The following is a 26,038-nucleotide window of genomic DNA, read 5'->3' on the forward strand; positions in this document are numbered from 1 at the left end:
GCCTGCGCACAGGCGTGCCCGATCCGGCAGGGTCTAGTTGAACAGGGTCGGCAGGAACAGCGCCATGCCGGGGAAGAGCGCCAGCAGCGCGATCAGGATCAGCATGGTCGGCACGAACGGCAGCGCGCCGATCATGACGTCGTTCAGGCTGCCCTTGCTGCGCAGGCTCTGCACCACAAACAGGTTCAGGCCCACCGGCGGCGTGATCAGGGCGGCTTCGACCAGAATGATGATGACGATGCCCAGCCAGATCGGATCGTAGCCCAGTGCAATCATGATGGGTGCGACGATGGGGATGGTGGTAATCATCATCGACAGCGTTTCCATGAAGCAGCCCAGCACCAGGTAGAACACCACCAGCACGACCAGCATCCAGCCGGGCGACACGCCCAGGTCGGTGATGGTGCTGGTCAGTGCCGAGGTCAGGCCGGTGGCCGACATCACGAAATTCATGAAGGCGGCACCGATCACGATCAGCATGATCATGGCGCTGGATTTCATGGTGCCTTCGAGTGCGTCACGCAGCATGATCAGGTTCAGGCGGCCCATGCCGGCAGCCAGGACCAGTGCGCCCACGACGCCGAGTGCGGCGGCTTCTGTCGGCGTGGCGATGCCGGCATAGATCGACCCTACCACCAGCAGGAAAATGCCCAGCGGCGGCAGCAGGTGCACCAGTGCCGTGAAGCGTTGCTTCCAGCTCGCCTTCAGCTTGTTGCCACCCCAGGACGGGCGCAGCACGCAGGCCAGCATGATGATCAGCATGAACAGGCCCGCCAGGACCAGTCCGGGAATGATGCCGGCCAGGTACAGTTTGGGCACCGAGGTATTGGTCAGCACGCCGTAGATCACCAGGTTGATCGAAGGCGGCAGCAGGATGCCCAGTGTGCCGCCTGCGGCCAGGCTGCCCAGGAACAGCCGCTCGTTGTAGCCGTTCTTCTTGATCTGCGGGATGGCGACGGTACCGACCGTGGCGGCGGTCGCCACGCTGGAGCCGGAGGTGGCCGAAAAGACGGTGCAGGCCCCGATGTTGGCGTGCATCAGGCCGCCCGGCAGCCAGGACAGCCACAGGCTCATGGCGCTGTACATGCGCTCGGCCAGACCGGAGCGCAGCAGGATCTCGCCAAGCATGATGAACAGCGGGATGGCGACCAGCAGGAATTCGTTGCTGGTGCTCCAGGCCACTTCGCCGATGGCCATGGTCAGCGGCAGCATCGAGTACAGCGGGTCGAGTGCCAGACCGAGCAGGCCGAGCGCGGCACCGACGGGGATGCTCAACCCCAGGAATACGAGCATCAGGATGAGGGTCGTGGCGATCATCGCGCGTCTCCGTGTTGTGCTTCGCCGTGAACCATGCGCTTGCCGGCTTCGGCTTCTTCCTCGGCTTCTTCGCGGGTGCTGCGCATGCCGCAGAGGGCCTGCACCGTGCGCAGGTCGCCCGTGACCAGGGCCAGCGAGGAGCGCAGCAGCATCAGGCCCAGCACCACGCACAGCCAGACCAGGCCGGCAACCCACATGAACTGCGGAATCCACAGCGGCGTGGCCATGGTGCTGTTGGCCGTCGAGCCGTTGCTCCAGGAGAGCGCCGCCACATCGATGGCATAGCGCGTGAGATAGGCAATGAAAATCCCCAGACCCACCAGGCTGAGCCAGTCGAGGAAGGCGCAGATGCGCACGGGCAGCAACTGGTAGAGCGCATCGATCCGGATGTTGGCGCGGTTCAGCGCGACGAACGAGAGCGCCCACGAAATGCTGATGGCAAAGGCATAGCCGGACAGTTCGTCGGAGCCGCCCAGGTTGGTGCCGAACAGCTTGCGCACGACCACGTCGGCGGCCACGTAGAGCGCGCTCAGCAGTGTCATGGCACCGGCCAGCCAGACGGTCAGGCGTGACAGCCGGTTGGCCTGGTGCAGCAGGGCGCTGATCCATTGGAATCGGTCAATTGAGTGGGTCATGATGGTCTTCTGGGAAAATCTGCTGCGTCATCGGGCGCAGCGGGTCTGGCACGCGAGGTGCCGGTGTCCGGGCAGCCAGCCCGTCCGGAAAGAATCCGGCAGGCTGGCTGCGGCGTATGTGCCGGACGGTGTTACTTGCTGGCGACGATGCCCAGCTCCTTGCCGATGGTGTCGTTGAAGTCTTTCACGCACTGCTCGTTGCAGCGGGCGGCCCACTTCGGCACCACGACTTCGGCGGTGATCTGGCGCAGCAGTTCGCGATCGGCGTCGGTCGGCTGAACCAGGGTCATGCTGCCCTTGACGGCCTGGTCGCAGGTGGCGGCCCCGGTGTTGCAGTCATAGCCCATCTGGGTTTCGCGCGCGGCGGCATCCCAGATCTGGTTGATCAGGCCATCGATCTGGATCTGCAGGAAGTCCTGCACCTTGGGATCAAGCTGATTCCAGATGTTCAGGTTGGCTGCATGAATCTGCTGGTTCCAGTTGATCGGCAGTTCCAGCAGGTGGGTACTGACCTCGTACCACTTGGCCGAATAGCCGGACATGGAGCCGGTGATGGCGCAGTCCACCACGCCGTTCTGCAGTGCCGGCACGACTTCGCCGAATGGCAGCGTCACGGCCGTGCCGCCCAGCGCCTGCACGAACTCGCCGGTGGTGCGGCTGCTGGTGCGGACCTTCTTGCCCTTGACGTCGGCCAGGCCGGTAATGGGGGCATTGCAGAACAGCACCTGTGCGGGATAGGTCGAGATGCCCAGGACCTTGATCCGGTTTTTGCCGTAGAAATCCGAATAGACAGGTTCGAAGGCCTCGGTCACGGTACGGGCGGTGGCCACGTCGGGGGCCAGGCCGGCCAGGTCGATGGCCTCGTTGATCGGGTTGTCGCCTGCGAAATAAGACAGCGTGGCCGTGCCGAATGGCACCACACCCTGGCCGATCAGGCGCAGCAGCTCAGGGCCCTTGAGACCCATTTCATTGAAGCCCTGGACGGTGGCGGTGACCTGCCCCCCGGAGCGCTCGGGAATGGTCTTGGTCCAGAACGGTTGCTCGTTGTTCTGGTAGGCAGTCAGGTTGCTCAGGCCGCCCACGACCGTGAGTTCGGTGCGGGGCAGGTCGGGCGTGACATCCTGTGCGCCGGCCTGTGTGCCCAGCAGCAGGCCCAGTGCCAGGGTCGGCAGGGCGAGGGTTCGGGACATTTTCATGGGTATTCTCCTTGAGAGTATGGCCTGTCTTACAGCACGGCCAGTTTTGTGTTGAGCAGGTCGGTGATCAGCATGTGGCCGGGTGCATGGGTAATGCAGAACGGCGGGGCCACGGTCTGGATGACGGATTGCGGCGTGACGCCGCAGGCCCAGAACACGGGCAGTTCGCCCGGGCGAATTTCGACTGCATCGCCATAGTCCGGCCGGTTGATATCCTGGATGCCGATCAGGGCCGGATCGCCAATGTGTACCGGTGCACCATGCACCGAAGGCAGCCGACTGGTGATCTGTACGGCGCGGATGGCATCGGCGGCCTTGAGCGGACGCATGGAGACGACCATCGGGCCATGCAGGCCTGCCGTCGGGCGCGTCGGGATGTTGGTACGGTACATCGGCACATTGCAGCCCTGGCTGATATGGCGCACGTCGATGCCCTCGGCCAGCATCGGTTCCTCGAAGGAAAACGAACAGCCAATGGAAAAAGTCACCAGATCATCACGCCACCAGTCCAGCAGGTCGGTCGGCTCGGCCACCAGTTTGCCATCCTGCCAGATGCGGTAGCGCGGGGTATCTGTGCGGATGTCGATGTCCTCGCCCAGCCCCGTCAGCAGCGTCTGCCCGGGGTTGGATACGTCCAGCAGCGGGCAGGACTTGGGGTTGCGCTGGGCGAACAGCAGGAATTCGTTGGCCAGGTCCTTGGGCAGAATCATCAGATTGGCCTGCACATGGCCGGGAGCCAGCCCGGCGGTAGGGCCGTCGAGTTCGGCACGGCGGATGCGTTGCCGGACTTCCGGGGCGGACAGGGCGATTTCTGGGAGGATGGCAGCAGTCATGTCGGCTCGCAGGAAAGGGTGCCGTGAATACAGCCTGCAGAAGTGCAGCACGCATACGGCCTATGGCAGCGATTCCAGCCTACGGGGTGATGACTGTCCAATCATTCGTTTGGATGTTTTCTTATAAATTAAATTTATAAGTTTGAAAGGAAAGGAATTTTTCAGTTGCCGACCCTGTGTTCGGAAGGTGCTATGAGGGTAAGTCCTGATGTCTGAACAGAGGCTGGATCGGCGTATCGGCGCACACAGGGCGACCTCTTCATGCAGAGAACGCAAGGTCAGGCAATGGAATCAGGCGGCAGACTTGCTGTGTGCGGCATGTGCCACTTCCTGGGCGACCTGTGCCACGGTGCGCACGATGTAGCTGTCGGGCGAGTCCAGCCAGCAGGCATAGAAACTGAGTTCCGGCAGCGAGTCCCGCACGTTGAGAATACGGATGCTGCCCTGGGCCAGTTCGTCCTGCATGACCTCGGGGGCGATGGCACTGACACCGATGCCGCGCCGGGTCATGTGCACGATGGTGCTCAGCGAGGCGCAGCCATACATGCGTGGCGTTTTGATGCCGGCCGCCAGCAGCGTGCCGCGTACTGCGCGGTAGGGCTGGCTGTTGGCCGGGTAGGTGATGATGGGGTACGCCGCCAGCTCGCGTGCCTTGAGCAGGCGGTCATCCAGGTGCAGCGCCGGGCTGGCGGCCCAGACGACCGGGTAGTTGCACAGATGCAGGTGCTGCAGCTTGGGATCGTCACCCACGCCCACCAGCAGCGCCAGGTCGATCTGGTGGGCCGCCACCTGCGGGCGCATGACCTGCGTGGTATCGACATGGATCTCCACCACCAGCGCCGGATAAAGCGCGCTGAGCCGTTCCAGCAGGGCGTGCAACCAGGTATGGGCGATGGTTTCGGCCACGCCCAGGCGCAGGGTACCGCGCACGGCATTCTGGGCACAGGCTGTCTGCATCATGTCGTTGCGCAGGTCCAGCATGCGCTGTGCCTGCGTCAGCAACTCCTGGCCCTTGTCGGTGATCTGGATACCGCGCGTATCGCGGGTGAAGAGGCGGGTGTTGAGCGTCTGCTCCAGCGCGGCGATGCGCTGCGAGATGGCAGGCTGCGTGGTGTTGAGTTTTTCCGCAGCGGCGCGGAACCCGCCCAGCTCGGCGACCCAGACGAAGGTTTCGATTTGCTTGAAGTCGATCATGGCGGTTCCCGGATGGGCAGATACTACACCACGGTTGCCTGCGACAGGAGGTTTATGCTGGAATGAGGTCGCGTCTGCCCGGACAACTGGGCTGGCGCGAAATGCCGCACAGACCTGATCGCCTTTGGCGCCCATCGCCACTTCTGACATTTCGTGCCGCCCCATGACCACCGCTTCCCCGCCTGCCATGCCGCATGCCCCGGGCCCCAATGCCTGGCTGCGTGAACTGACCCGACTCAACAAGCCGGCCGCCTGGCGCTGGGGGCGTTCGCTGCGGGCGGCACTGGGCATGGCCGTGCCGCTGGGCGTGGGCCTGGCGACCCAGCAACTGGCGCTGGGCCTGCTGGTTGCCCTGGGTTACCTGATGCAGATGAATGGCGAACGCGACGGTCCGTACGAGGATCTTTTCCGCCGCCTGCTGGTCACGGCTCCATTGGGTGCCGCCGGTGCATTGCTGGGTTATGCCTCGGGGTTGCCCTGGGGCTGGATCGTGCTGCTGATGATGGGCGTCTCGTTTCTGGCCAGCGTGGCCAGCAGCTACAGCGCGGCCCTGTCGATCGGCACCATGCAGGCGTTGGTGCTGGGCACCGTGGCGCTCGGCAATCCTGCATTGCATGGTAGCGCCTTGCACATGTTCCTGATGTTGCTGGTGGGGGCCGCGCTGTATGCGTTGCTGCTGGGGGTGGAGGCGCTGCTGCAGCGCAGCCGCCCCCGGCGCGAAATGCTGGCTGCCCTGTTGCTGTCCCTGTCCCGGCTGGCCGAGGGACAGGCCAGTGGTGCTTCAGTCGAGACACAACGCCGGCAGGTGACAACACAGTTATCCGCCGTTTATGCCCTGATGCTGCAGACCCGTTCTCAGGCGCAGGGGCGCAGCCCCCAGGCGGACCGGCGGGCGGCGGTTCTGCAGCGGGCCGATGGGCTGTTTGCCGCCATCCTGGCGTGCAGTGAAGCGGCTCAATTGTCGGCAGCGACACGGGCCTTGAGCCAGATGGCCCAGGCCGTCAAGGATGGGCAGAGGCTGCCTGCCCCCGTTTTCGATACCCAGGCACCGCTGCTGTCGCGCGCCGTGGCGGCGCTGGGCGTGGCCTTGTGGGGGCCGATGGAAATGACCGTGCAAGTGGCTGATCGGCCTGGGCAGGCCGGTGCATCGGGTGCGCAGGTGGTGGCCGTGCACCCGCAGGCGCGGCTGCGGGTGTGGCTGGATCGGCTGGCTCCTGGGCGTGATGTCCTGCTGTCGGCGCTGGCGCTGGCACTGTGTGTCGGCATTGCCTATGCACTGCGCTGGCTGGATGACCGCAGCCACTGGTATTGGCTGCCGATGACGGTGTTCCTGGTGATGAAGCCGGATCTCGGGTCGATCTTCGGTCGTACCGTACTGCGCTGCCTGGGGACGGCCGGTGGTGTATTGATCGGCGCGGCCATCCTGGCCTGGCTGCCCCCCGGGCCGCTGTTCATCGGCATCATGGCCCTGATTGCCCTGCTCATGCCGCAGGCACGCCAGATTTCCTATGCCGTGATGACGCTGACGATGACGCCGCTGGTCCTGGTGCTGATCGATCTGGTCAGCCCTGAAACCAAGGGTATCGATTATGCGCTGTTGCGCCTGGTCGATACGCTGGGCGGGGGGGCAGTAGTGCTGGTGTTTGGCTATCTGATCTGGCCCAAGTCACATCATCGGCAACTGGCCGGTGCCTTTCACCAGGCGCGCCGGTCCATGGCGGATTATCTGTTGAGCACATTGCGTGCCACGGATGGTGACGGCCATGTGGCCGAGGCGGCAGAGCTGGGTGCCTGCCGGCGTACCGTATATGGGCAATTGGCCAACATGCGGGCCATCCTGCAGAAAACGCTGGTCGATCCGCCGCCATCGGGTCGGGAGGCTGCCGCCTGGTTTCCCATCGTGGCCAGTGCAGAACGGGTCTGCGATGCCATCACGGCGTATTCCATGGGGGCCACCACGGCAAGAGCCACTGCCCAGACCGAGGAACTGGAGCGGCTGGCCACCTGTCTGGCTGATGGGACTACCGGCAGCGACGGCGATGCGCAGCAGGGTGTGCAATCGCTGCCGACGGGAGATCCTGCGGCATCCCGGCTGGTGGCGCATATCCGGGAAGAGGTCGGGTCGATACGAGGGTATGTGGAGAAAACCGATAGCCGTCCGTGCTGACGGCTCGTGATGGTCAAAGCCTGTGCATTCCATTACATTTGGCGTTTCCGTGATGCACGAACAGCGGCGGCAGGAAAACATCGCCGCCGTGCGGTCGTTCCAGTCGCGCCAATGGTTTTCAGGAGCAGGTGGTGTCAAGCGCAAAGCAGGCTGGATTTTCTCGTCGGGATTTCATCAAGCTGGGTACGGTGGGCGGTATTTCTCTGTGGCTGGGTCGCTTGCCTGCGGCGCAGGCAGTCGAGGTCTATCCCGGTGCCAGCCCAACTGACTGGATCGGGCCGGATGGCAAGGCCAAATACCGCTGGGATGCCATCCGCAAGGTGACGGGCCAGAAGAATTTTGCGTTCGATTTTCGTGCCCCTGACCTGGAAGGCTGGCCTGCCAGCTCGGGTTATGCCTTCATGTTGAAGGCAACGGATGCCGAGCACGTATTCACCGGGATCGACCTGTCCATGTTGCCTGCCGATTTGCAGCCTGATCGGGTGCTGTTGCAGGGCGATTTGGCCGGCAGCGGCATCCGGGCACCGTCCAGCATGGGCAAGGGCTTCTACGGCGAGCATCTGTTGTTGCCGGTTGGCGAGACCGCGCCGTTGCTGGGACATCCTGTGGCCATGCTGTTCTATCGGGATTTCGATCGCTTCGAGGCCGCCAAGCGCATGCTGCGTTTTGAGACCGGCACCGTCAAGTATGGCCAGTTCACTGGCCCCAGGCCGCCTGCCAACTATGGAGCTGCGCGGTTCGTGCGCATTGGCGGCGAGACGCCGCAGTCTCCCCCTGTGTTCGCGCCCTTCCAGGATGGGGCCATCAAGGGCGGCTTTCATGGCGACGAGGTCGTCTGGCCGCCATTCGATCCCGATCCATCCCTGTTCGTGCCGGACGTCATCAAAAGAAAACGGGGCAGTGGCTTTGAAGATGCCTTGCATGCGGCCGATGCCGATCCGACGCTCAAGGAGCGTGCCATGGATGCCGCTGCCGTCATTGCGGATGAGATTGCCCAGGCACGCGCCAATCCGGACAAGCTGGTGCTGGAGCGGCATGGCTTTTCGCAGTCCATCGACCCCTGTGCGATGGAGCCCGACAACTGTACGGCCTGGTACGACGCCGACACGGCCACCCTGCACATCCTGACCGCGACCCAGTCGCCGGCCGGGGTCGCCAGTGCCGCAGCCGAGATGCTGAAAGACAATCGCCAGGTGCCGGTCAAGCGGATCGTATTGCTGACGGGCTCGACGGTAGGCTATGGTTCCAAGGACTATTCGGTCTTTCCGTACTACGCCATTGCCGCCTGTCTGTACAGCGGCGGCATGCCCGTGCGCATGGCCAACGACCGCTATGAGCAGTTCCAGCTGGGCATGAAGCGCCATTCGATCGACATGGACGTGACGATCACGGTCGATCGCCAGACAGGCAAGTTCGAGACGCTCAAGGGGGTCTACACCTGTAATGGCGGTGGCCGGGAGAACCTGTCGGTTGCCGTGTCTCATGTCTGTGCGCGGGGCGCGCAGTCGGTGTATTACTTTCCGAAGTCCGACCTGGCCACGATGGCGATGGCCACGTCGGCCGTCGAGGCGGGGTCCATGCGCGGCTTTGGCGCATTGCAGTCCATGACCGTGACGGAGATCATGGTCGATGAAATCGCCGACACGCTGGGGCTGGACCCCATCGAGCTGCGCCGGCGCAATGCCTTGCGCACCGGCGACCAGAACACGCAGGGCGGTGTCCAGGCGGGAGACCCGAGGATTGTCGAGATCCTGGACAGGGCCGCCGCACATCCCCTCTGGATCAACCGCGACCAGGCCAAGGCCGATTTCGACGCGGCCAACCCCGGCAAGCGCTACGGCGTTGGCTTTGCGCAGGTGCAGACCGTTTATGGTTCCAGTGGCGATCCGGGCATCCTGGTGCTGGAGTTCGATGCTGCCGGCACCTTGAGCATGCGGCACTGCGTTCAGGAAATCGGCACGGGGGCGACCACGGCACAGCAGGTCATGGTGTGGCAGGCCCTGGGCAAGGCCCCGGACAATGTCTCCTTCGGGGTGACCGATTTCCCGGAACTGCCGCTGCATACCGCGCGGGCCGACCAGGCGCAGCAGGACAAGTATGCCCAGCACGATCCCTATTGGGTGCCGGCCATCGTGCCCGACATGAGTTCATCGAGCAGCGTGTATTACACCGGCTTTGCCACGCGACAGGCCGCGCGTTTCCTGCTGGAGTACTCGCTCTGGCCGGCGGCGCGCGCGATCTGGAGCGAAGGGGCCGGTGGTGGTCCGATATCGACGTTCGATGTGCAGTTTTCGGATCTGCGCGTGAGCCCCGAAGGACTGGGCGGTGGCGGCATGGCACCCATCCCGTTTGAGCAACTGGCCCGCAAGGCACACGACATGGGGCTGGTGACCGGCGTGGCCCTGCACACCTTCAGCCGATGGGAATGGGCGCGTGCCGAGTTCGACATTCCCGGCGTGGGCGTGCGGACTCTGGCGGTCGATGCCCTGGCGTTGCGCTATGGCGAAGGCGCGCCGCCAGCGCTGAAGCAGCGCATGAGCGTGGCCGGCTATGACTTCATCAAGCGCATCCGTGCCCTGTATCCGCCCGTCAAGCGCAGCAGCGCCGGGCCGACGACCTATACCTCGGCGGCCTACATCATGGAACTGAACGTCAATACGTTCACGGGCGAGGTCGATGTGATGCGACATCATGCGCTGATGGACCCTGGCACCATGATCGTGCCCCAACTGGTGTCCGGGCAATTGCAGGGCGGTGCCGCCATGGGGATCGGTCATGCGCTGATGGAAGAACTGCCCCTGTATGGCGACGGGCCCGGCGATGGTACGTGGAACTTCAACCGCTATGTGCTGCCGCGCGCCGCGGATGTGGCGGTCTGGACGCAGACCGCAGAGTTCCTGCCGCCGCTGTCAGAGACCTCACCACCCAAGGGCATGGCCGAACTGGGCATGATTCCCATCGTGGCGGCCACCAGCAATGCGATTGCCCATGCCATCGGCAAACGCTTCTATGAGTTTCCGGTTTCTGCGGAGAAGATTCGGAAGGCGCTGGGGTAGTTGGGGCGGGAGGGAGTCGCGGAGGACGCTCACTTCCCAATACAAAACCCCGCAAAAATCTCCCCCAGCAAATCATCACTACTGAAAACCCCGGTGATCTCCCCCAGCGCCTCGTGCGCCAGCCGCAGCTCTTCCGCAAACAGATCCAGCACGCGGTCATCCATCTGCGCGTGCGCCCAGGCCATCTCAAGGTGTTCGCTGGCGCGCAGCAGCGCCTGCATGTGCCGTTCCCGGGCCAGCCAGGGGGATTCCATCGAGGCATTCCAGCCGGCCAGTCGCAGTAGCGTCTGGCGCAGCGTATCCAGCCCCTGGCCGGTGGCGGCGGAAACACAGAGGATCTCGCCGGCATCGCGCCGTCCGTTGGGAGAAGGCTGCGCTGCGCAGGCGAGGGTGTCCGTGCCGCCCGGCAGCAGGTCCAGTTTGTTGTAGACGGTCAGCACCGGCGTGCCGGCCGGCACGCGGGCGGCGATGTCTGGCTCCAGGATGGGCGATTCACCCATGGCAGGCAGATGACTGCCACGGGGTAGATCGGCGGCTCCCGGTTCATTGACGTGACTGCGGGTTGCCGCAGCATCGGCGTTCTGTGCCGACCTGTCGGTCAGCCCCATCACCGAGCGGATATCCCGCAGATGCAGCACCACGTCCGCTTTCTCGATTTCCTGCCAACTGCGGGCGATGCCGATGCGTTCGACCGTATCTTCGGTGTCGCGCAGGCCGGCGGTATCGACGATATGCAGCGGCACGCCGTCGATATGGATCTGTTGCTCGACCTTGTCGCGGGTGGTGCCGGCAATCGGGGTGACGATGGCAGCCTCGAAGCCGGCCAGCGCATTGAGCAGGCTCGATTTGCCCACATTGGGCTGGCCAGCCAGCACGACCCGCAGACCTTCGCGCAGGATCACGCCCTGACGTGTCTGGGCGATGATGGTCTGCAGGGCCTCTCGTAGTTGTTGCAGCGTACCGCGTGCCTGGTATTTTTCGAGGAAATCGATTTCTTCCTCGGGGAAATCCAGAGTGGCTTCGACCAGGGTGCGCAGGCCCACGATATCGCCTGCCAGCGCATCGACCTGGGCTGAAAAGGCACCGGTCAACGAGGCCATGGCACCGCGTGCGGCGGCGTCCGAAGAGGCTTCGATCAGGTCGGCCACAGCCTCGGCCTGCGCCAGGTCGAGGCGATCATTGAGAAAGGCCCGCCGGGTGAACTCCCCTGGCTCGGCCAGCCGCAGGCCCAGGTCGCGGCCAGCCTCCAGGCAGCGCTCCAGCACCTGTCGCAGCACAGCCGGACCACCGTGGCCTTGCAGCTCGAGCACATCCTCGCCGGTGTACGAATGCGGACCGGGAAAGGACAGTACGATACCCTCGTCGATGGTACTGCCGTCGTCTCTCAGAAAAGGCAGGAAGTGTGCGTGGCGTGGCCTGAGGGGCTGGGCGAACAGCCGTGTGCGCAGTGCGGTGAGGTCCGGGCCGGATACGCGCACCACGCCGATACCGCCCCGGCCTGGGGCGGTGGCGATGGCGGCGATCGGGTCGGTGTGATGGGCACTCATGCAAACTCCTGCTGATGCGGACTGCCGCTAGAACGCTGCAGCGGGTGCGGCCGTGGTTGGGGTGACGATTTCCTGCACGCCGTTGATCACGAACTGGACAGCCATGCAGACCAGCAGGAAGCCCATGATGCGTGAAATGGCTTCCACACCGTTGTGGCCAATGAATTTGACGATCTTTTCAGCCGAGCTCAGGCAGAGCCAGAACAGCAGGGCCAGCAAGACGAAGACGATGACCGGCGAGACCATCAGGACCCAGTCCGCATATTCCTTCGTGTCGCTGCCGTTGATGGTGGCGGCTACGCTGACGATCATGGCGATGGTGCCGGGGCCGGCCGTGCCCGGCATGGCCAGCGGTACGAAGGCGATGTTGGGCACATTGGCGCTGGCCATGGCCGTCTCGTTGGTTTTCTGGGCCTCGGGCAGATCGGTGTTGCTGCTGGGAAACAGCATGGTGAAGCCGATAAAGGCCACAATCAGGCCACCGGCGATGCGCATGCCGGGGATGGAGATCCCGAACGACTGCATGATCAGATGTCCGCCAAAGAAGGTGACGATCATGATCATGAAGACATAGAGCGTGGCCTGGCGCACCTGTGCCTGACGCTCCTTGTAGGGGATGAAGCGGCTCAGTGACAGGAACATGATCATCGATGTCAACGGATTGGACAGCGGCAGCATCAGCAGCAGGCCCAGGCCGGTCAGCGAAACAAGGTCGGTCAGGTCTTTCAGCATCTCAGTGTGCTCCGGGAAAAACTCAGCAAGGGTAGACAATAAACAAAAAGGCGCCGGCTGTCTGCCTGGCGCCTTCGGAGACTGCGTCGTGGAACGGGCCGGTTGTCATCCCGAAGGATGCCTGACAGCCCGTTACCTCGTCATGTCGCTCAGTTGTTGGCGGCTGCTGCTGTCTGTTTTTCCATCTTCTTGGTGATGTACCACTGTTGCGCGATCGACAGGATGTTGTTGACGCACCAGTACAGCACTAGACCGGCCGGGAAGAAGAACATCATCCCGCCGAACACCAGCGGCATGATCATCATGATCTTGGCCTGCATGGGATCGGGTGGCGTCGGGTTCAGCTTGATCTGCAGGAACATGGTCGCCATCATCACGGCGGGCAGGATGAAGTACGGATCGCGCACCGACAGGTCATGCACCCAGAGGATCCAGGGCGCACCGCGCATCTCGACGCTGGCCAGCAGCACCCAGTACAGCGAGATGAAGACCGGGATCTGCACCACGATCGGCAGGCAGCCGCCCAGCGGATTGATCTTCTCGTTGCGGTACATCTCCATCATGGCGGCGTTGAGCTTGGGCTTGTCGTCGCCATACTTCTCTTTGAGGGCCTGCAGGCGCGGGGCGACCATTTTCATCTTGGCCATCGAGCGGTAGCTGGCCGAAGCGAGCGGGTAGAACGCGGCCTTGATCAGCACAGTCAGGGCCACGATGGTCCAGCCCCAGTTGCCCAGCAACATGTGCAGCCAGGTCATGAGCGAGAACAGCGGCTTGGCGATGATCGTCAGCCAGCCGTAGTCCACCACCAGATCCAGGCCAGGGGCCAGGGCTTCCATGGCCTGCTGGTCCTGCGGGCCGACCCACAGGCGAGCCGAGGCGATGGTGGTTGCGCCGGGGGCGATGGCATCGACCGGCTCGATGGCGCGCACGGCGAACAGGTTCTTCTGCAGTTCGACGATGTCGTTGGTGCGAACCTTGCCCTGCGGCGGGACCCAGGCGGTGGCGAAATAGTGCTGGATCATGGCGATCCAGCCGTTGTCTGCCTGACGGACGTAGTCAGCCTTGTTCTTTTCGATATCGGAGAAGGTCACCTTCTGGAACTTGTCCTGGTTCGAGTACACGGCCGGGCCAGTGAAGGTGCGGTAAAAGCTCGATGAGTCGGCGGGCGAGTTGCCGTCGCGGGTGATCTGCAGGTAGACCGAGGGCGACTTGGCAGCTTCGCTGGTGTTGGTCAGGGCATGCTTGACGTCGACGACGTAGCTGCCCTTTTGCAGGCTGAAGCTCTTGACCAGGCGCACGCCGCCCGACTCGGCCTGGAACACCACGGTCAGGTTGTCGCCGTTCAGTTCGTGGTCGGCGCTGATCACGCTGAATTGCGACAGGTGGTTGGGGTAGGCCTCGGCACCGGCGGGCGCACCCACGGCACCGGTCTGCACCAGGTAGGTCAGGGCAGGCACGTTGTCGAGCAGGATGGTGGGCTGGTCGGAGCCGCTGCTGGCCGGATACTTGAGCAACTCCGCCTTGATGATCTGCGCACCCTGGGTGTCGAAGGTCAGGCGCAGCACATCGCTGGAGACGACCAGCAGGCGATCCTGAGGTGCATTGTCTGCGGGTACGCTGGCCAGAGCGGGCTGCGATGCGCCCGGTACGGTGCCGGTTGCCGCAGCAGGAGCCTGTGCGGCTGCAGGCACTGCCGGATCGGTGGCACCCTGCGTACCGGCAATGGGTGCGCTCGTGGTGTCGGCCTGTGCCGGCTGGGAGCTGAACAGGCCGGGCTGACCATTATGGGTCTGCCAGTTGTTCCAGAGCAGCAGCAGCGCGAAAGAAAAGATCATCCAGAGGATGGTGCGTCGAATATCCATGGTGCCTGCAGAGAGTTAAATCCGGCCGGAGCGGAAAGGGTGTGTCGGAATCAGGTTTGCGGCAAAGTCCACAAGTTTAGCCGGTTAAGGCTGCGGATGGTGGCGTCCGTCATGTTCGCCGTGTTCGTGGTGCGACCCATGCCGTGCGTGGCTCGCACCACACCGGCAGTCCGGAACCGGATCGACGCCGCCCTGGGCCCATGGGTGGCAGCGGCCGATGCGCCGCACCATCAGCCAGAATCCCTTCCACGCACCATGCGTCTCGATGGCTTCGATGGCGTACTGGGAACAGGTGGGGGTGAAGCGGCACGAGTGGCCGGTCCAGGGGCTGATGAAATAGCGGTAGAAGCGGATCGGTGCGATCAGCAGCGCCTTCAGCATTGGGCCGCCCTCCGGAAATGCCTGTCCAGCTCGATGCGCGCCTGGCGCTTGAGCTCGGTGAGGGACGTGTCGGGAATGCGGTTGCCCAGGCGCACCACATAATCGGCCGGCGGCAATTGCCCCTGTATCTGGCGAAATGCTTCGCGCGCTACACGCTTGAGGGCGTTGCGGCTGACCGACAGCGGTGCGAGGCGTTTGGCAACGATCAGCCCCAGGCGCGCGCGCGAACAGGCGGGCGCGTCAGAGGTCGCTGCAGGTGCGCTATGCAGTACGAACAAAGCCCCTCGGGATACGCGGCGGTTCTTGAGGCACGCGGCGTATTCGGAAGGGCGCAGCAGGCGGGCGGCAGCGGGAAAGCGGGCTGTCGGCCGGGGCTCGATCACACTGCCAGGCGCTTGCGGCCCTTGGCACGACGTGCGCTCAGCACGGCGCGGCCGGCACGGGTCTTCATGCGCACGCGAAAGCCGTGGGTACGCTTGCGACGGGTAACGGAGGGTTGGAAAGTACGTTTCATGTTCAGATCCGGGTTGGTCTGGAGGGTTGGTCCAAGGGCAGTACCGAGCCGCATCCCAGGCTGCATCAGGCATGGCCTGTGCAGCAGAAAATCGCCCGCTACAGTGAAAAGCCCTCTATTTCATCAAATTTTTGCAGTGTAGTCAAATGGTTAGGGATGGTGAACGTGTAACCGGGCAGGCGGCCTGTGGATAACATGGGCCGGGACAGGGTAGAATCGAGGTTTGGATAAGAGTCAAATGAACGAGTTCTGGCAAACCTGCGTTTCCCGGCTGGAGCAGGATATTCCCCCCCAACAGATCAGCGCGTGGATACGCCCGCTGGTGCCGCTTGCGTACGACGAGACGCAGGCGGTGTTGCGCGTGGCTGCACCCAACCGCTTCAAGCTTGACTGGGTGCGCAAGAATTATTCCCTGCGCATCGAGGAACTGGCGGCCGAATGGTTCCATCGTCCGGTGCAGGTCACGTTCGAGCTGGCCCAGGGGCGGGTCGGCGTGGCGGCTGCGCCGGTGCCCGCTGCACCGGTCCCGGCACCGGCCATTGGCCTGCTGCCCACCGAAACACCGCTGCCGGCCGACGTGCCGGCCTCGTCGGTATTCCAGGCCGATACCGGTACGCAGCAATCGGCCCGGATCGAGGCTCCTACGCTGGTGCTGGCCTCGCAGGCCTCCGGGCAGGCCGTATATGATCGGTCGCGGCTCAACACCGACATGACGTTCGACAACTTCGTCACCGGCAAGGCCAACCAGCTGGCGCGCGCCGCTGCACTGCAGGTGGCCGAGAACCCGGGCGTCTCGTACAACCCGCTGTTCCTCTACGGCGGCGTGGGCCTGGGCAAGACCCACCTGATCCACGCCATCGGCAACGCCATGGTACAGGCCGGCACCGGCTCCAAGTCCAAGGTACGCTACGTGCATGCCGACCAGTACGTCTCCGACGTGGTCAAGGCCTACCAGCGCAAGGCGTTCGACGATTTCAAGCGCTACTACCATTCGCTCGACCTGCTGCTGATCGACGATATCCAGTTTTTCTCCGGCAAGAATCGCACACAGGAAGAGTTCTTCTACGCCTTCGAGGCGATGGTGGCACAGCGCAAGCAGATCATCATCACCAGCGATACCTATCCCAAGGAACTGGCTGGCATCGACAGCCGCCTGATCTCGCGCTTCGACTCCGGCCTGACGGTCGCCATCGAGCCGCCCGAACTCGAAATGCGCGTCGCCATCCTGCTGCGCAAGGCCGATTCCGAAGGCATGCCCATGCCCGAGGAGGTGGCTTTCTTCATCGCCAAGCATCTGCGCAGCAACGTGCGCGAGCTTGAAGGTGCGTTGCGCAAGGTGCTGGCCTATGCACGCTTTCATGGCCGCGATGTGCTGACGGTCGAGATGTGCAAGGATGCGCTCAAGGATCTGCTGTCGGTTTCCAACGGCCAGATCACGGTCGAGAACATCCAGAAAACGGTGGCTGATTTCTACAAAATCAAGGTCGCCGACATGTATTCGAAACGCCGGCCTGCCAATATTGCACTGCCGCGCCAGATCGCCATGTACCTGGCCAAGGAACTGACCCAGAAAAGCCTGCCCGAGATCGGCGATCTGTTTGGCGGTCGCGATCACACGACAGTGCTGCACGCGGTGCGTAAAATCTCCGATGCCCGCACCAAGCAGACCGAACTCAACCATTCCCTGCACGTACTCGAACAAACGCTCAAAGGATAACCATGCAACTCGTACAGACCACGCGTGATGCCCTGCTCAAGCCGCTGACTACGGTGGCTGGCATCGTCGAGCGCCGCCATACATTGCCCATCCTGGCCAACATCCTGCTGCGCAAGGAAGGCGAGAACGTATCCTTCGTGGCGACCGATCTCGAAGTGCAGATCACCACCCAGGGCAGCTTCGGCGTTGGAGCCGAGGCCGAGTCCACCACCGTGGCCGCCCGCAAGCTGCTCGATATTCTGCGTGCGCTGCCCGACAGCAATGACGTGCGCCTGAGCCTGGCGGGCAGCAAGCTCAACGTGCAGTCCGGCAAGAGCCGCTTTGCCTTGCAGACACTGGCGGCCAGCGAGTTCCCGACCCTCAGCCAGCCCGAGACCTGGGACGTGTCGCTGACGCTGACTCGCAAGGCGCTGCGCCACCTGCTCAACATGGTGCATTTCTCCATGGCCCAGCAGGATATCCGCTATTACCTCAACGGCATGCTGCTGGTGTTCGAACCCGAGCAACTGCGCGCCGTCGCGACCGATGGCCACCGCCTGGCCCACGATGCCACGCCGGTCACCGGCCCGGCCCAGCGCCACGAGGTCATCGTGCCGCGCAAGACCGTGATGGAAATGCTGCGCCTGCTCGACGAGAGCGAGGAGCCCGTCCAGATCGACGTGGCCCAGGGTCAGATCCGTTTCCGCTTCGGCGATGTCGAGCTGATCTCCAAGCTGGTCGAGGGCAAGTTCCCCGATTTCACCCGCGTGATCCCGACCAGCTATACCCGTCACGTCGATATTCGCCGTGATGCCTTGCAGGGCAGCCTGCAGCGTGCCGCCATCCTGACCAGCGACAAGTTCAAGGGCGTGCGCGTGCAGTTCACCACCCACCAGATGCGCATTTCCTCCTCCAATGCCGAGCAGGAAGAGGCGCAGGAAGAACTCGAGATCGACTACAGCTTCGAGCCGCTCGATTTTGGCTTCAACGTCAGCTACCTGCTGGACGTGCTGGGCAACGTCAAGACCGAGAACATCCGCTGGTCGGTCGCGCCCGATGGCAACGCCTCCACGCTGATTACCCTGCCAGACGACGAAAGCTTCAAGTACGTCGTCATGCCCATGCGCATCTAACCGACAGGACCGCAGAACACTATGTCCGATCAACAGAATACGAATACGCCGACCTCCTCTGGTGCCGAATACGGTGCCGACTCGATCAAGATGCTCAAGGGCCTGGAGGCGGTGCGCAAGCGTCCGGGCATGTATATCGGTGACACATCCGATGGCACCGGCCTGCACCACATGGTGTTCGAGGTGGTCGATAACGCCATTGATGAGGCGCTGGCCGGCTATTGCGACGACATCGTGGTCACTATCCACGCCGACAGCTCGATTTCGGTCACGGACAATGGGCGGGGCATCCCGACCGATATCCACCATGATGACGAACACGGCCGCAGCGCTGCCGAAATCGTCATGACCGAGCTGCATGCCGGTGGCAAGTTCGACCAGAATTCCTACAAGGTCTCCGGTGGCCTGCACGGCGTGGGCGTATCCTGCGTCAATGCATTGTCCGAGTGGCTGCGTCTGACGATCCGTCGCAAGGGCCAGGTGCATCACATGGAGTTCCGCCAGGGTGCGCGCGTGGCACCGCTGGCCGTGATCGGCGAGAGCGACCAGCACGGTACCGAGGTGCACTTCCTGGCCGATCCGCAGATCTTCAACAATATCGAGTTTCACTACGAGATTCTGGCCAAGCGCCTGCGCGAGCTGTCCTTCCTCAACAACGGCGTCAAGATTCGCCTGCTCGACAAGCGTACCGGCAAGGAAGACAATTTTGCCTATTCGGGTGGCGTCAAGGGCTTCGTCGAGTACATCAACCGCAGCAAGACCGTACTGCATCCCGACATCTTCTCGGTGTCGACCGAGTCGTCGGCCGGCGGTGTGCCCGTGGGCGTCGAAGTCGCCATGCAATGGAATGACAGCTACGCCGAAAACGTGCTGTGCTTCACCAACAACATCCCGCAGCGTGATGGCGGTACCCACATGACCGGCCTGCGCGCCGCCATGACCCGCGTCATCAACAAATACATTGCCGACAATGAGCTGGCCAAGAAGGCCAAGGTCGAGACGTCCGGCGACGATATGCGCGAAGGCCTGGCCTGCGTGCTGTCGGTCAAGGTACCCGAGCCCAAGTTCAGCAGCCAGACCAAGGACAAGCTGGTCTCCAGCGAAGTGCGTCCGGCGGTCGAAGAGGCCGTGGCGCGTACGCTCGAAACCTGGCTGCTGGAGCATCCGGCCGATGCCAAGGCCCTGTGCGGCAAGGTGGTCGAGGCTGCCCGTGCCCGCGAGGCCGCCCGCCGTGCCCGCGAAATGACGCGGCGCAAGAGCGTGCTCGAGGGGGCCGGCCTGCCCGGCAAGCTGGCCGACTGCCAGGAGAAAGACCCGTCGCTGTGCGAACTGTACATCGTCGAGGGTGATTCCGCAGGGGGCTCGGCCAAGCAGGGCCGCGACCGCAAGTTCCAGGCCATCCTGCCGCTGCGCGGCAAGGTGCTCAACGTCGAGAAGGCACGCTTTGATCGGCTGGTCGCCAGTGAGCAGATCGCGACCCTGATCACCGCGCTGGGTACCAGCATCGGCCCCGATTTCAATATTGACAAGCTGCGTTACCACCGCATCATCATCATGACCGATGCTGACGTCGATGGTGCCCACATCCGCACGCTGCTGTTGACGCTGATCTACCGCCAGATGCCCGAACTGGTCACGCGTGGCCACATCTACATCGCCCAGCCGCCGCTGTACAAGGTCAAGGTCGGCAAGGACGAGCGCTATCTCAAGGATGATGTCGAGGAAGCGCAGTTCATGCTGCAACTGGCGCTGCGCGATGCGGAGCTCAAGCCGTCTGCCGAGGCTGATCTCATCACCGGCGACACGCTTGAAAACCTGGCGCGTCAATATCTGCTGGCCAACAGCGTGATTTCACGCCTGGGTCGCATCATGGATGAGTCCACACTGAGCGCCCTGGCCGAAGGTGTGGCGATCGAGCTTGACGACGTGGCACAGGCCGAAGCTTCTGCGAAACGCCTGCAGGAAGCACTCTTCAACCCGCTGGTGCCCGAGAACGTGACTGTGCTGGTTGAGACAGATGCCGAAAGCGGTGTGCCGCGCCTGATCGTGCAACGCCAGCACCATGGCAATGTCCGGGTTACGGTGATCGACCAGCATTTCCTGCGCAGCGCTGATTATGGCGTGCTGTCGCGTGCCGCCCAGACGTTCCTGGGGCTGGTGGGCAACGGTGCCGTGGTGGCCCGAGGTACGGGTGAAAAACGCCGTGACAAGCCGGTGTCCGACTTCCGCGAGGCCATTCAGTGGCTGTTCTCCGATGCCGAGCGCGGCCTGTCCAAGCAGCGCTACAAGGGTCTGGGTGAAATGAATCCCGACCAGTTGTGGGAAACCACCATGGATCCGACCGTACGCCGCCTGCTGCGCGTGGAGATCGAGGATGCCCTGGCGGCAGACGAAATCTTCACCACGCTGATGGGTGACGAGGTCGAGCCGCGTCGGGCGTTTATCGAAACGCATGCACTGACGGCGGCGAATCTGGATATCTAGGCTGTTTGAGGTGTCTTGAGTGCTACAAGGGGTTGCATCATTGCAGCCCCTTGATATTTTGTGGGGCAAGATAGCTTCCTGGCAAATTTGACTGCCACCAACTGCGAAATGGCTGGCATCGATGCGGGTGATGTTGCACTGATCACAGGTACGGCCCAGGCTGAGGTCTGGCGTGTGTGCTTCACTGTTTGCCGCCTGATACGGCGGCAGCCTCCAAAGCCCCGTCTATAATTTCCGGCATCCCGCGAAGGCAGTCTGGCCTTCGCATTGCATATTGCCGGAATACACATGACCGATCACGATCCCCTGCAGGAAGTTGCCCTCGATAGCGAAACGCTCTACCAGGGCAACTTCCTCTGCCTAAAGCGCGATACCGTGCGCCTGCCCGATGGTGCCGTCACGACGCGTGAATACGTAAAGCATCCCGGCGCGGTCGTGGTCATTCCCCTGCTGGACGATGGCCGCGTGCTGCTGGAGCGGCAGTTTCGCTATCCGGTCGGCCAGGTGATGATCGAACTGCCGGCCGGCAAACTCGATGCCGGCGAGGATCCGCTGGATTGTGCCCGGCGCGAACTGCTGGAGGAAACCGGCTACTCGGCACGGCAATGGGCGCAGGCCGGGGTGATGCATCTGGCGATCGGCTATTCGGATGAAATTCTCCATATCTATTTTGCCCGCGACCTGAGCGCCGGTGAACGCCAGCTCGACGAGGGCGAGTTCCTGGATGTGATTGCCATGCCAGCCGAGGCCTTCCTCGACGGTTGCCGTACCGGTCTGATCACCGATGCCAAGAGTCTGAGCTGCGCGCTGTGGCTGCAGAACGTGCAGCGCGGCGACTGGACGCTGGACTGGCAGGATATGGCGTAGCTTCGGCGCTGGCAGAGCGCGTTCTAGCGGGCGTTTTCGATTCACGATTCAAGATGTACGTAACACACAGGCAACCATGAGCAAAGACCTTTCCAGGATCACCGATATTGCCGACCTGCAGCGGGTCGCCCGCCGTCGGGTGCCGCGCATGTTCTATGACTATGCCGATTCCGGTGCCTGGACCGAGAGTACCTACCGGGCCAATGAAAGCGATTTCCAGAAGATCCGTTTTCGCCAGCGGGTGGCGGTGGACATGGAAGGACGCTCGCTGGCCACGCAGATGATCGGTCAGGATGTATCCATGCCGGTGGCGCTGGCACCAACGGGGCTGACCGGCATGCAGCATGCCGATGGCGAGATGCTGGCAGCACAGGCGGCGGCGGATTTCGGCGTGCCGTTTACCCTCTCGACCATGAGCATCTGCTCCATCGAGGATGTGGCGCGGCATACCCGCAAGCCATTCTGGTTCCAACTCTACGTGATGCGTGATCGCGGCTTTATCGAAGACCTGATCGGTCGTGCCCGTGATGCCGGCTGCTCGGCCCTGATGCTGACGCTCGATCTGCAGATTCTGGGCCAGCGACATAAAGACATCAAGAATGGCCTGTCCGCGCCACCCAAGCCGACCCTGGCCAACCTGATTGACCTGGTGACCAAGCCGCGCTGGTGCATGGGCATGCTGGGCACGCCGCGTCGTACTTTCGGCAATATCGTCGGCCATGCCAAGGGGGTCAAGGATATTTCCTCGCTGTCGTCGTGGACGGCCGAACAGTTCGATCCCAAGCTGAGCTGGGCCGACATCGAATGGATCAAGCGAACCTGGGGCGGCAAGCTGATCCTCAAGGGCATCCTGGACGAGGAAGATGCCCGCATGGCGGCCGACAGTGGGGCTGATGCCCTGGTAGTCAGCAATCATGGTGGTCGCCAGCTGGATGGGGCGATGTCTTCCATCGAGGCGCTGCCCGGCATTGCCGAAGCGGTCGGCAAGGATATCGAGGTCTGGATGGACGGTGGCATCCGTTCCGGGCAGGATGTGCTCAAGGCCTGGGCGCTGGGCGCACGCGGTACGCTGATTGGCCGTCCTTTCCTGTACGGGCTGGGTGCCTTTGGCCAGGAGGGTGTGCGGCGCGCACTGGAAATCATTTACAAGGAAGCCGACATCACCATGGCGCTGTGCGGCCGGAAAAATCTGTCCCAGGTCGACCGTTCGGTGCTGCTGCCGGGAGCATTCTGAACGATGCGTATCAACTCTATCGAGACGGTCAAAGTCGTGATCACCGGTAAAGTGCAGGGGGTCTACTACCGGCACAATACCGTGCGCATGGCGCACGAACTCAAACTGTGCGGCTGGGTGCAGAACATCGACGATGGCAGCGTGCATGCCCTGCTGCAGGGCGAGGCCGACCAGATCGACCGGATGCTGGCCTGGATGCGGCAGGGACCGCCCGCTGCGCGGGTGGATGAAGTCGTCAGCGAAACCATTGCCCATGACAAGCGCTACGAACGCTTCCAGCAGCTATAGCTTTGCGCCGGTCGAGGCACCCCAGGCGCGCCTGCTGGTGCTGGGATCGATGCCGGGCGTGCAGTCGCTGCGCGCCGGGCAATACTACGCCCATCCGCGCAATGCCTTCTGGCGCATCATGATGCATGCACTGTTGCCGGATGCCGCTGCGGATGCGCCGTTGCCGGCGTATGCGCAGCGGCTGACGTGGCTGCAAGCCAATGGCATCGTGCTATGGGATGTGCTGCAGTATTGCGAGCGGCCTGGCAGCCTGGATGCCGCAATCCGTCGCGATTCGATGGTTTTCAACGATTTCGCGGGCCTGTTGGCACGTCATCCCGGCATCGTCCGGATATGTTTCAATGGTGCTGCGGCGTGCGATCTCTTCGAGCGCCATGTTGCGCCGGGGTTGCTGGCGGCGGGATGCCTGCCGCCAGACCGGCGTCGCCTGCCTTCGACCAGCCCGGCGCATGCCGGCATGTCGTTCGAGGACAAGCAGCGCCTCTGGTGCGAGGCGCTGGACTGAGTCGATTTGCGCTCAGGCTGCCGGCAAGGCGCGTACTGGCTTGCGTGCTGCCCGGTGGGACAGTACCGGCGTTGCGTCGAGGGTATGGCCGTCGCCTTGCAGGCGGAACACGCCGATGGCATGTTGCAACTGGCGAGCCTGTTCCTCGAGCGAGCCGGCTGCGGCTGCGGCCTGTTCGACCAGCGCGGCATTCTGCTGCGTGACCTGATCCATCTGTGTGACCGCCTGGTTGACCTGGTCGATTCCGCCGGCCTGTTCGCCGGAGGCGGCAGCGATCTCGCCCACGATGTCGGCAACGCGTCGCACCGAGTTGACCAGTTCGTCCATGGTTTCGCCCGCCGATTCGACCTGTTGCGAGCCGGTTTGCACGGTACTGATGGAGGTCGAGATCAACTCCTTGATCTCACGGGCAGCCGAGGCCGAACGCTGGGCCAGCGTACGGACTTCGCTGGCGACCACGGCGAAACCCTTGCCCTGTTCGCCGGCGCGGGCGGCTTCCACGGCGGCATTGAGCGCCAGGATATTGGTCTGGAAGGCAATTCCGTCGATCACGCTGACGATCTCGCCGATGCGCTGCGAACTCTGCGAGATGTCACGCATGGTCGAGACGACCTGGCCGACTGCCGTACCGCCACGCTGTGCGACCTGTGCTGCCGTACCGGCCAGAGTGTTGGCCTGCTGGGCGTTGTCGGCGTTCTGTTTCACGGTCGAGGCCAGTTGCTCCATGCTCGCGGCCGTTTCTTCCAGGGAAGCGGCCTGTTGCTCGGTGCGGCTGGAGAGGTCGGTGTTGCCCATGGTGATTTCCTGGGCACCGGTGTGGATCTCGTGCACGCCATTGCGCACCTGGCCGATCAGGCGCAGCAGACCCTGCTGCATGGTACCCAGTGCGGTGCGCAGACGACCGATTTCGTTGTGGGCACCGGCTTCGACGGTTTCGCTCAGATCGCCGCCTGCGATTCGTTCCAGCTGGCGGGATACGGCATCCAGCGGTCGGATCACGACTCGCATCAGGGCCACGTAGATCAGGACTGCCAGCAGCAAGGTCGCCAGCATGGCGGCGATCAGGATGTACTGGGCCTGGCTGGCATCTTCCGCCGCCTCGTTTACCAGTGCTTCTGCGCGCGGCTGGGTATAGCCGTTGAAGCGTTCCAGCGCGGCATTCAGGGCCAGCGTACCTTCGGTGGTGTCCAGCTGCAGACGGCGCAGCAACTGTACATCGTTGGCCTTGATGGCGGCGATGGCTGTCGTGACGTAGCGGTCGAGATAGTCACGCATGGACGCCGCCAAGGTATCCGACAGTGCCTGGCCTTCAGGAGCCGCCATGGGGATGGCGGCGAATTGGTCGATGTAGCGACGCGCATTGCGCTCGTGGCCGCCGATGATATCGATCAGCTTGCTGGCTTCGTCATGGCGGTTTTCTTCGCGGGCGAACTGGGCGACGGCTGCACCCAGGCGGGCGCGCATCATTGAAGTGAAGGTCTTTTCCAGTGCCAGTTGCTTTTCTACTGCAATCTGGTTGATGGTGGTGATCGACTGGGCTGACTCGGCAATCTGGAAGCGTGCATACAGGCCCAGGCCAAGCACGACGAGCAGGAACAGGAGCAGCGCCGTGATCAGGCCGCTGCGGATGGACATGTTTTTCATGGAAGGATGCGATAGGGGAGGGATGCAGGCGACGTCGGCTGACGTGCATGGCAGCAAGCACGGCCCTTGTGGCTGATAGAGTGATGCAGGCAGCAGAGTTTAATCGAGATGCTTCTGAATATCTCAGAACTTTCTAGGACATGTCTCAATCCCGCAACCGGGGATGGGAACTGACCCACAGGACCACGGCATCTGCGTCGCCGCTCGAGATACAGGCATGACCCATGGTGCTGTCGAAGTAACAGGAGTCGCCGCTATCCAGTTCCAGTGGTGCATAGAAGTCGGTATGCACCACCACCCGGCCGCTGAGCACGTACATGAACTCCTCGCCATCGTGGCGCAGCAGTTCGGGGAACTCGCTGGAGTCGTGTGCCTTGATGGTCGTGATCAGCGGGATGAACAGCTTGTCGGCCAGATCCCCGTGCAGGATTTCGTAGACGTATTGGCGCGTGTCGTGTCGCAGGCCCTGGTCCTTGCGCGTCACGCTGCGGCGTCCGAGGGGCGTGGGCTTGGGGGCGGCGCTGAACAGCTCGCCGACATTGATGTCCAGGCCACGGGCCAGGGCCGCGATTTTTTCATAGGTTGGCGACAACTGGCCGTTTTCGATCTTGGACAGGGTCGAGACGGAGATGCCGGAGCGCTTGCACAGTTGCTGCAGCGTCAGTCCGGCATCGCGTCTCAACTGGCGCAGCTTGCCGGGCAGGGCACTGCCGGGATCGTGTTCGACGGGAGATGAGTCTGTGTTCTGCATGG

The 26,038-nt window shown here is 63.1% G+C and carries 22 protein-coding genes; 9 read left to right on the top strand and 13 right to left on the bottom strand.

Features of this window, described 5'->3' with window-relative positions:
- Positions 1-33 precede the first annotated feature (33 nt).
- The 5 genes from ABN482_RS05315 to ABN482_RS05335 all read right to left on the bottom strand — a co-directional run bounded on the left by ABN482_RS05315 (position 34) and on the right by ABN482_RS05335 (position 5,175).
- On the bottom strand, positions 34-1,317 hold the full coding sequence (locus ABN482_RS05315) for a TRAP transporter large permease (RefSeq protein WP_349503013.1): 1,284 nt from the start codon (positions 1,315-1,317) through the stop codon (positions 34-36).
- A complete protein-coding gene (locus tag ABN482_RS05320; RefSeq protein WP_109062932.1) occupies positions 1,314-1,952 on the bottom strand; it encodes a TRAP transporter small permease subunit in 639 nt (212 codons plus the stop codon). Before ABN482_RS05320 ends, ABN482_RS05315 begins: the two co-directional genes overlap by 4 nt.
- 131 nt (positions 1,953-2,083) lie before the next feature.
- Positions 2,084-3,142, bottom strand: a complete 1,059-nt coding sequence (locus ABN482_RS05325; RefSeq protein WP_349503092.1) for a TRAP transporter substrate-binding protein — start codon at positions 3,140-3,142, stop codon at positions 2,084-2,086.
- Positions 3,143-3,177: 35 nt separating this feature from the next.
- Positions 3,178-3,981 carry a putative hydro-lyase gene (locus ABN482_RS05330; RefSeq protein WP_349503014.1) on the bottom strand — a complete coding sequence of 268 codons (804 nt, stop codon included), beginning with the start codon at positions 3,979-3,981 and terminating at the stop codon, positions 3,178-3,180.
- Positions 3,982-4,272: 291 nt separating this feature from the next.
- Positions 4,273-5,175 (bottom strand): LysR family transcriptional regulator, encoded by a 903-nt coding sequence (locus ABN482_RS05335; protein WP_349503015.1) that lies wholly within the window; start codon positions 5,173-5,175, stop codon positions 4,273-4,275.
- 163 nt (positions 5,176-5,338) lie between these two features.
- Here ABN482_RS05335 and ABN482_RS05340 point away from each other — a divergent pair, with 163 nt between their 5' ends.
- Together ABN482_RS05340 and ABN482_RS05345 are read left to right on the top strand one after the other, a co-directional pair.
- The gene (locus ABN482_RS05340; RefSeq protein WP_349503016.1) at positions 5,339-7,342 is read left to right on the top strand and encodes an FUSC family protein; all 2,004 of its coding nucleotides are present in this window, start codon (positions 5,339-5,341) and stop codon (positions 7,340-7,342) included.
- A gap of 131 nt (positions 7,343-7,473) precedes the next feature.
- The gene (locus ABN482_RS05345) at positions 7,474-10,398 is read left to right on the top strand and encodes a xanthine dehydrogenase family protein molybdopterin-binding subunit (RefSeq protein WP_349503017.1); all 2,925 of its coding nucleotides are present in this window, start codon (positions 7,474-7,476) and stop codon (positions 10,396-10,398) included.
- Between the two features lie 29 nt (positions 10,399-10,427).
- Here the strand turns inward: ABN482_RS05345 and mnmE are convergent, their stop codons facing one another.
- From mnmE to rpmH, 6 genes are all read right to left on the bottom strand, one after another.
- Positions 10,428-11,945, bottom strand: a complete 1,518-nt coding sequence (gene mnmE, locus ABN482_RS05350) for a tRNA uridine-5-carboxymethylaminomethyl(34) synthesis GTPase MnmE (protein ID WP_349503018.1) — start codon at positions 11,943-11,945, stop codon at positions 10,428-10,430.
- A 27-nt stretch (positions 11,946-11,972) separates the two neighbouring features.
- Positions 11,973-12,677 carry a MarC family NAAT transporter gene (locus ABN482_RS05355; RefSeq protein ID WP_349503019.1) on the bottom strand — a complete coding sequence of 235 codons (705 nt, stop codon included), beginning with the start codon at positions 12,675-12,677 and terminating at the stop codon, positions 11,973-11,975.
- 149 nt (positions 12,678-12,826) lie between these two features.
- Positions 12,827-14,539, bottom strand: a complete 1,713-nt coding sequence (gene yidC, locus ABN482_RS05360; protein WP_349503020.1) for a membrane protein insertase YidC — start codon at positions 14,537-14,539, stop codon at positions 12,827-12,829.
- A gap of 84 nt (positions 14,540-14,623) precedes the next feature.
- Positions 14,624-14,920, bottom strand: coding sequence for a membrane protein insertion efficiency factor YidD (gene yidD, locus ABN482_RS05365; RefSeq protein ID WP_349503021.1), 297 nt, complete (start codon positions 14,918-14,920; stop codon positions 14,624-14,626).
- Positions 14,914-15,303 (bottom strand): ribonuclease P protein component, encoded by a 390-nt coding sequence (locus ABN482_RS05370; RefSeq protein WP_349503022.1) that lies wholly within the window; start codon positions 15,301-15,303, stop codon positions 14,914-14,916. The genes yidD and ABN482_RS05370 overlap by 7 nt, the downstream gene beginning before the upstream one ends.
- A complete protein-coding gene (rpmH, locus tag ABN482_RS05375; protein ID WP_043679136.1) occupies positions 15,300-15,434 on the bottom strand; it encodes a 50S ribosomal protein L34 in 135 nt (44 codons plus the stop codon). The genes ABN482_RS05370 and rpmH overlap by 4 nt, the downstream gene beginning before the upstream one ends.
- Before the next feature lie 238 nt (positions 15,435-15,672).
- Between rpmH and dnaA the strand changes: the two genes are divergently transcribed.
- From dnaA to ABN482_RS05410, 7 genes are all read left to right on the top strand, one after another.
- Entirely contained in the window at positions 15,673-17,151 is a 1,479-nt protein-coding gene (gene dnaA, locus ABN482_RS05380; protein WP_349503023.1) for a chromosomal replication initiator protein DnaA, read from the top strand.
- 2 nt (positions 17,152-17,153) lie between these two features.
- Complete coding sequence (dnaN, locus tag ABN482_RS05385) at positions 17,154-18,263, top strand: DNA polymerase III subunit beta (RefSeq protein ID WP_109062314.1); 1,110 nt, start codon at positions 17,154-17,156, stop codon at positions 18,261-18,263.
- A 21-nt stretch (positions 18,264-18,284) separates the two neighbouring features.
- Entirely contained in the window at positions 18,285-20,747 is a 2,463-nt protein-coding gene (gyrB, locus tag ABN482_RS05390) for a DNA topoisomerase (ATP-hydrolyzing) subunit B (protein WP_349503024.1), read from the top strand.
- A 288-nt stretch (positions 20,748-21,035) separates the two neighbouring features.
- On the top strand, positions 21,036-21,614 hold the full coding sequence (locus ABN482_RS05395) for an NUDIX domain-containing protein (protein WP_349503025.1): 579 nt from the start codon (positions 21,036-21,038) through the stop codon (positions 21,612-21,614).
- Between the two features lie 76 nt (positions 21,615-21,690).
- Positions 21,691-22,848: an alpha-hydroxy acid oxidase gene (locus ABN482_RS05400; RefSeq protein ID WP_349503026.1), complete on the top strand. Its 1,158-nt coding sequence runs from the start codon at positions 21,691-21,693 to the stop codon at positions 22,846-22,848.
- Between the two features lie 3 nt (positions 22,849-22,851).
- On the top strand, positions 22,852-23,136 hold the full coding sequence (locus ABN482_RS05405; protein ID WP_109062322.1) for an acylphosphatase: 285 nt from the start codon (positions 22,852-22,854) through the stop codon (positions 23,134-23,136).
- On the top strand, positions 23,102-23,641 hold the full coding sequence (locus ABN482_RS05410; RefSeq protein ID WP_349503027.1) for a DNA-deoxyinosine glycosylase: 540 nt from the start codon (positions 23,102-23,104) through the stop codon (positions 23,639-23,641). Before ABN482_RS05405 ends, ABN482_RS05410 begins: the two co-directional genes overlap by 35 nt.
- A 12-nt stretch (positions 23,642-23,653) precedes the next feature.
- Here ABN482_RS05410 and ABN482_RS05415 read toward each other — a convergent pair whose 3' ends face one another.
- Both ABN482_RS05415 and ABN482_RS05420 read right to left on the bottom strand, forming a co-directional pair.
- Positions 23,654-25,285, bottom strand: coding sequence for a methyl-accepting chemotaxis protein (locus ABN482_RS05415; protein WP_349503028.1), 1,632 nt, complete (start codon positions 25,283-25,285; stop codon positions 23,654-23,656).
- Positions 25,286-25,430: 145 nt separating this feature from the next.
- Positions 25,431-26,036 carry a helix-turn-helix domain-containing protein gene (locus ABN482_RS05420; RefSeq protein WP_349503029.1) on the bottom strand — a complete coding sequence of 202 codons (606 nt, stop codon included), beginning with the start codon at positions 26,034-26,036 and terminating at the stop codon, positions 25,431-25,433.
- Positions 26,037-26,038: the final 2 nt, after the last annotated feature.

The organism is Corticimicrobacter sp. (genome assembly GCF_040137905.1).
GTDB lineage: Bacteria > Pseudomonadota > Gammaproteobacteria > Burkholderiales > Burkholderiaceae_B > Corticimicrobacter.

What these genes read in the sequence shown, in the direction of transcription:
- ABN482_RS05315 (WP_349503013.1), bottom strand. Translation starts at nt 1,317, where the DNA reads ATGATCGCCACGACCCTCATCCTGATGCTCGTATTCCTGGGGTTGAGC.
- ABN482_RS05320 (WP_109062932.1), bottom strand. Translation starts at nt 1,952, where the DNA reads ATGACCCACTCAATTGACCGATTCCAATGGATCAGCGCCCTGCTGCAC.
- ABN482_RS05325 (WP_349503092.1), bottom strand. Translation starts at nt 3,142, where the DNA reads ATGTCCCGAACCCTCGCCCTGCCGACCCTGGCACTGGGCCTGCTGCTG.
- ABN482_RS05330 (WP_349503014.1), bottom strand. Translation starts at nt 3,981, where the DNA reads ATGACTGCTGCCATCCTCCCAGAAATCGCCCTGTCCGCCCCGGAAGTC.
- ABN482_RS05335 (WP_349503015.1), bottom strand. Translation starts at nt 5,175, where the DNA reads ATGATCGACTTCAAGCAAATCGAAACCTTCGTCTGGGTCGCCGAGCTG.
- ABN482_RS05340 (WP_349503016.1), top strand. Translation starts at nt 5,339, where the DNA reads ATGACCACCGCTTCCCCGCCTGCCATGCCGCATGCCCCGGGCCCCAAT.
- mnmE (WP_349503018.1), bottom strand. Translation starts at nt 11,945, where the DNA reads ATGAGTGCCCATCACACCGACCCGATCGCCGCCATCGCCACCGCCCCA.
- ABN482_RS05355 (WP_349503019.1), bottom strand. Translation starts at nt 12,677, where the DNA reads ATGCTGAAAGACCTGACCGACCTTGTTTCGCTGACCGGCCTGGGCCTG.
- yidC (WP_349503020.1), bottom strand. Translation starts at nt 14,539, where the DNA reads ATGGATATTCGACGCACCATCCTCTGGATGATCTTTTCTTTCGCGCTG.
- yidD (WP_349503021.1), bottom strand. Translation starts at nt 14,920, where the DNA reads ATGCTGAAGGCGCTGCTGATCGCACCGATCCGCTTCTACCGCTATTTC.
- rpmH (WP_043679136.1), bottom strand. Translation starts at nt 15,434, where the DNA reads ATGAAACGTACTTTCCAACCCTCCGTTACCCGTCGCAAGCGTACCCAC.
- dnaA (WP_349503023.1), top strand. Translation starts at nt 15,673, where the DNA reads ATGAACGAGTTCTGGCAAACCTGCGTTTCCCGGCTGGAGCAGGATATT.
- dnaN (WP_109062314.1), top strand. Translation starts at nt 17,154, where the DNA reads ATGCAACTCGTACAGACCACGCGTGATGCCCTGCTCAAGCCGCTGACT.
- gyrB (WP_349503024.1), top strand. Translation starts at nt 18,285, where the DNA reads ATGTCCGATCAACAGAATACGAATACGCCGACCTCCTCTGGTGCCGAA.
- ABN482_RS05395 (WP_349503025.1), top strand. Translation starts at nt 21,036, where the DNA reads ATGACCGATCACGATCCCCTGCAGGAAGTTGCCCTCGATAGCGAAACG.
- ABN482_RS05400 (WP_349503026.1), top strand. Translation starts at nt 21,691, where the DNA reads ATGAGCAAAGACCTTTCCAGGATCACCGATATTGCCGACCTGCAGCGG.
- ABN482_RS05405 (WP_109062322.1), top strand. Translation starts at nt 22,852, where the DNA reads ATGCGTATCAACTCTATCGAGACGGTCAAAGTCGTGATCACCGGTAAA.
- ABN482_RS05410 (WP_349503027.1), top strand. Translation starts at nt 23,102, where the DNA reads ATGACAAGCGCTACGAACGCTTCCAGCAGCTATAGCTTTGCGCCGGTC.
- ABN482_RS05415 (WP_349503028.1), bottom strand. Translation starts at nt 25,285, where the DNA reads ATGAAAAACATGTCCATCCGCAGCGGCCTGATCACGGCGCTGCTCCTG.
- ABN482_RS05420 (WP_349503029.1), bottom strand. Translation starts at nt 26,036, where the DNA reads ATGCAGAACACAGACTCATCTCCCGTCGAACACGATCCCGGCAGTGCC.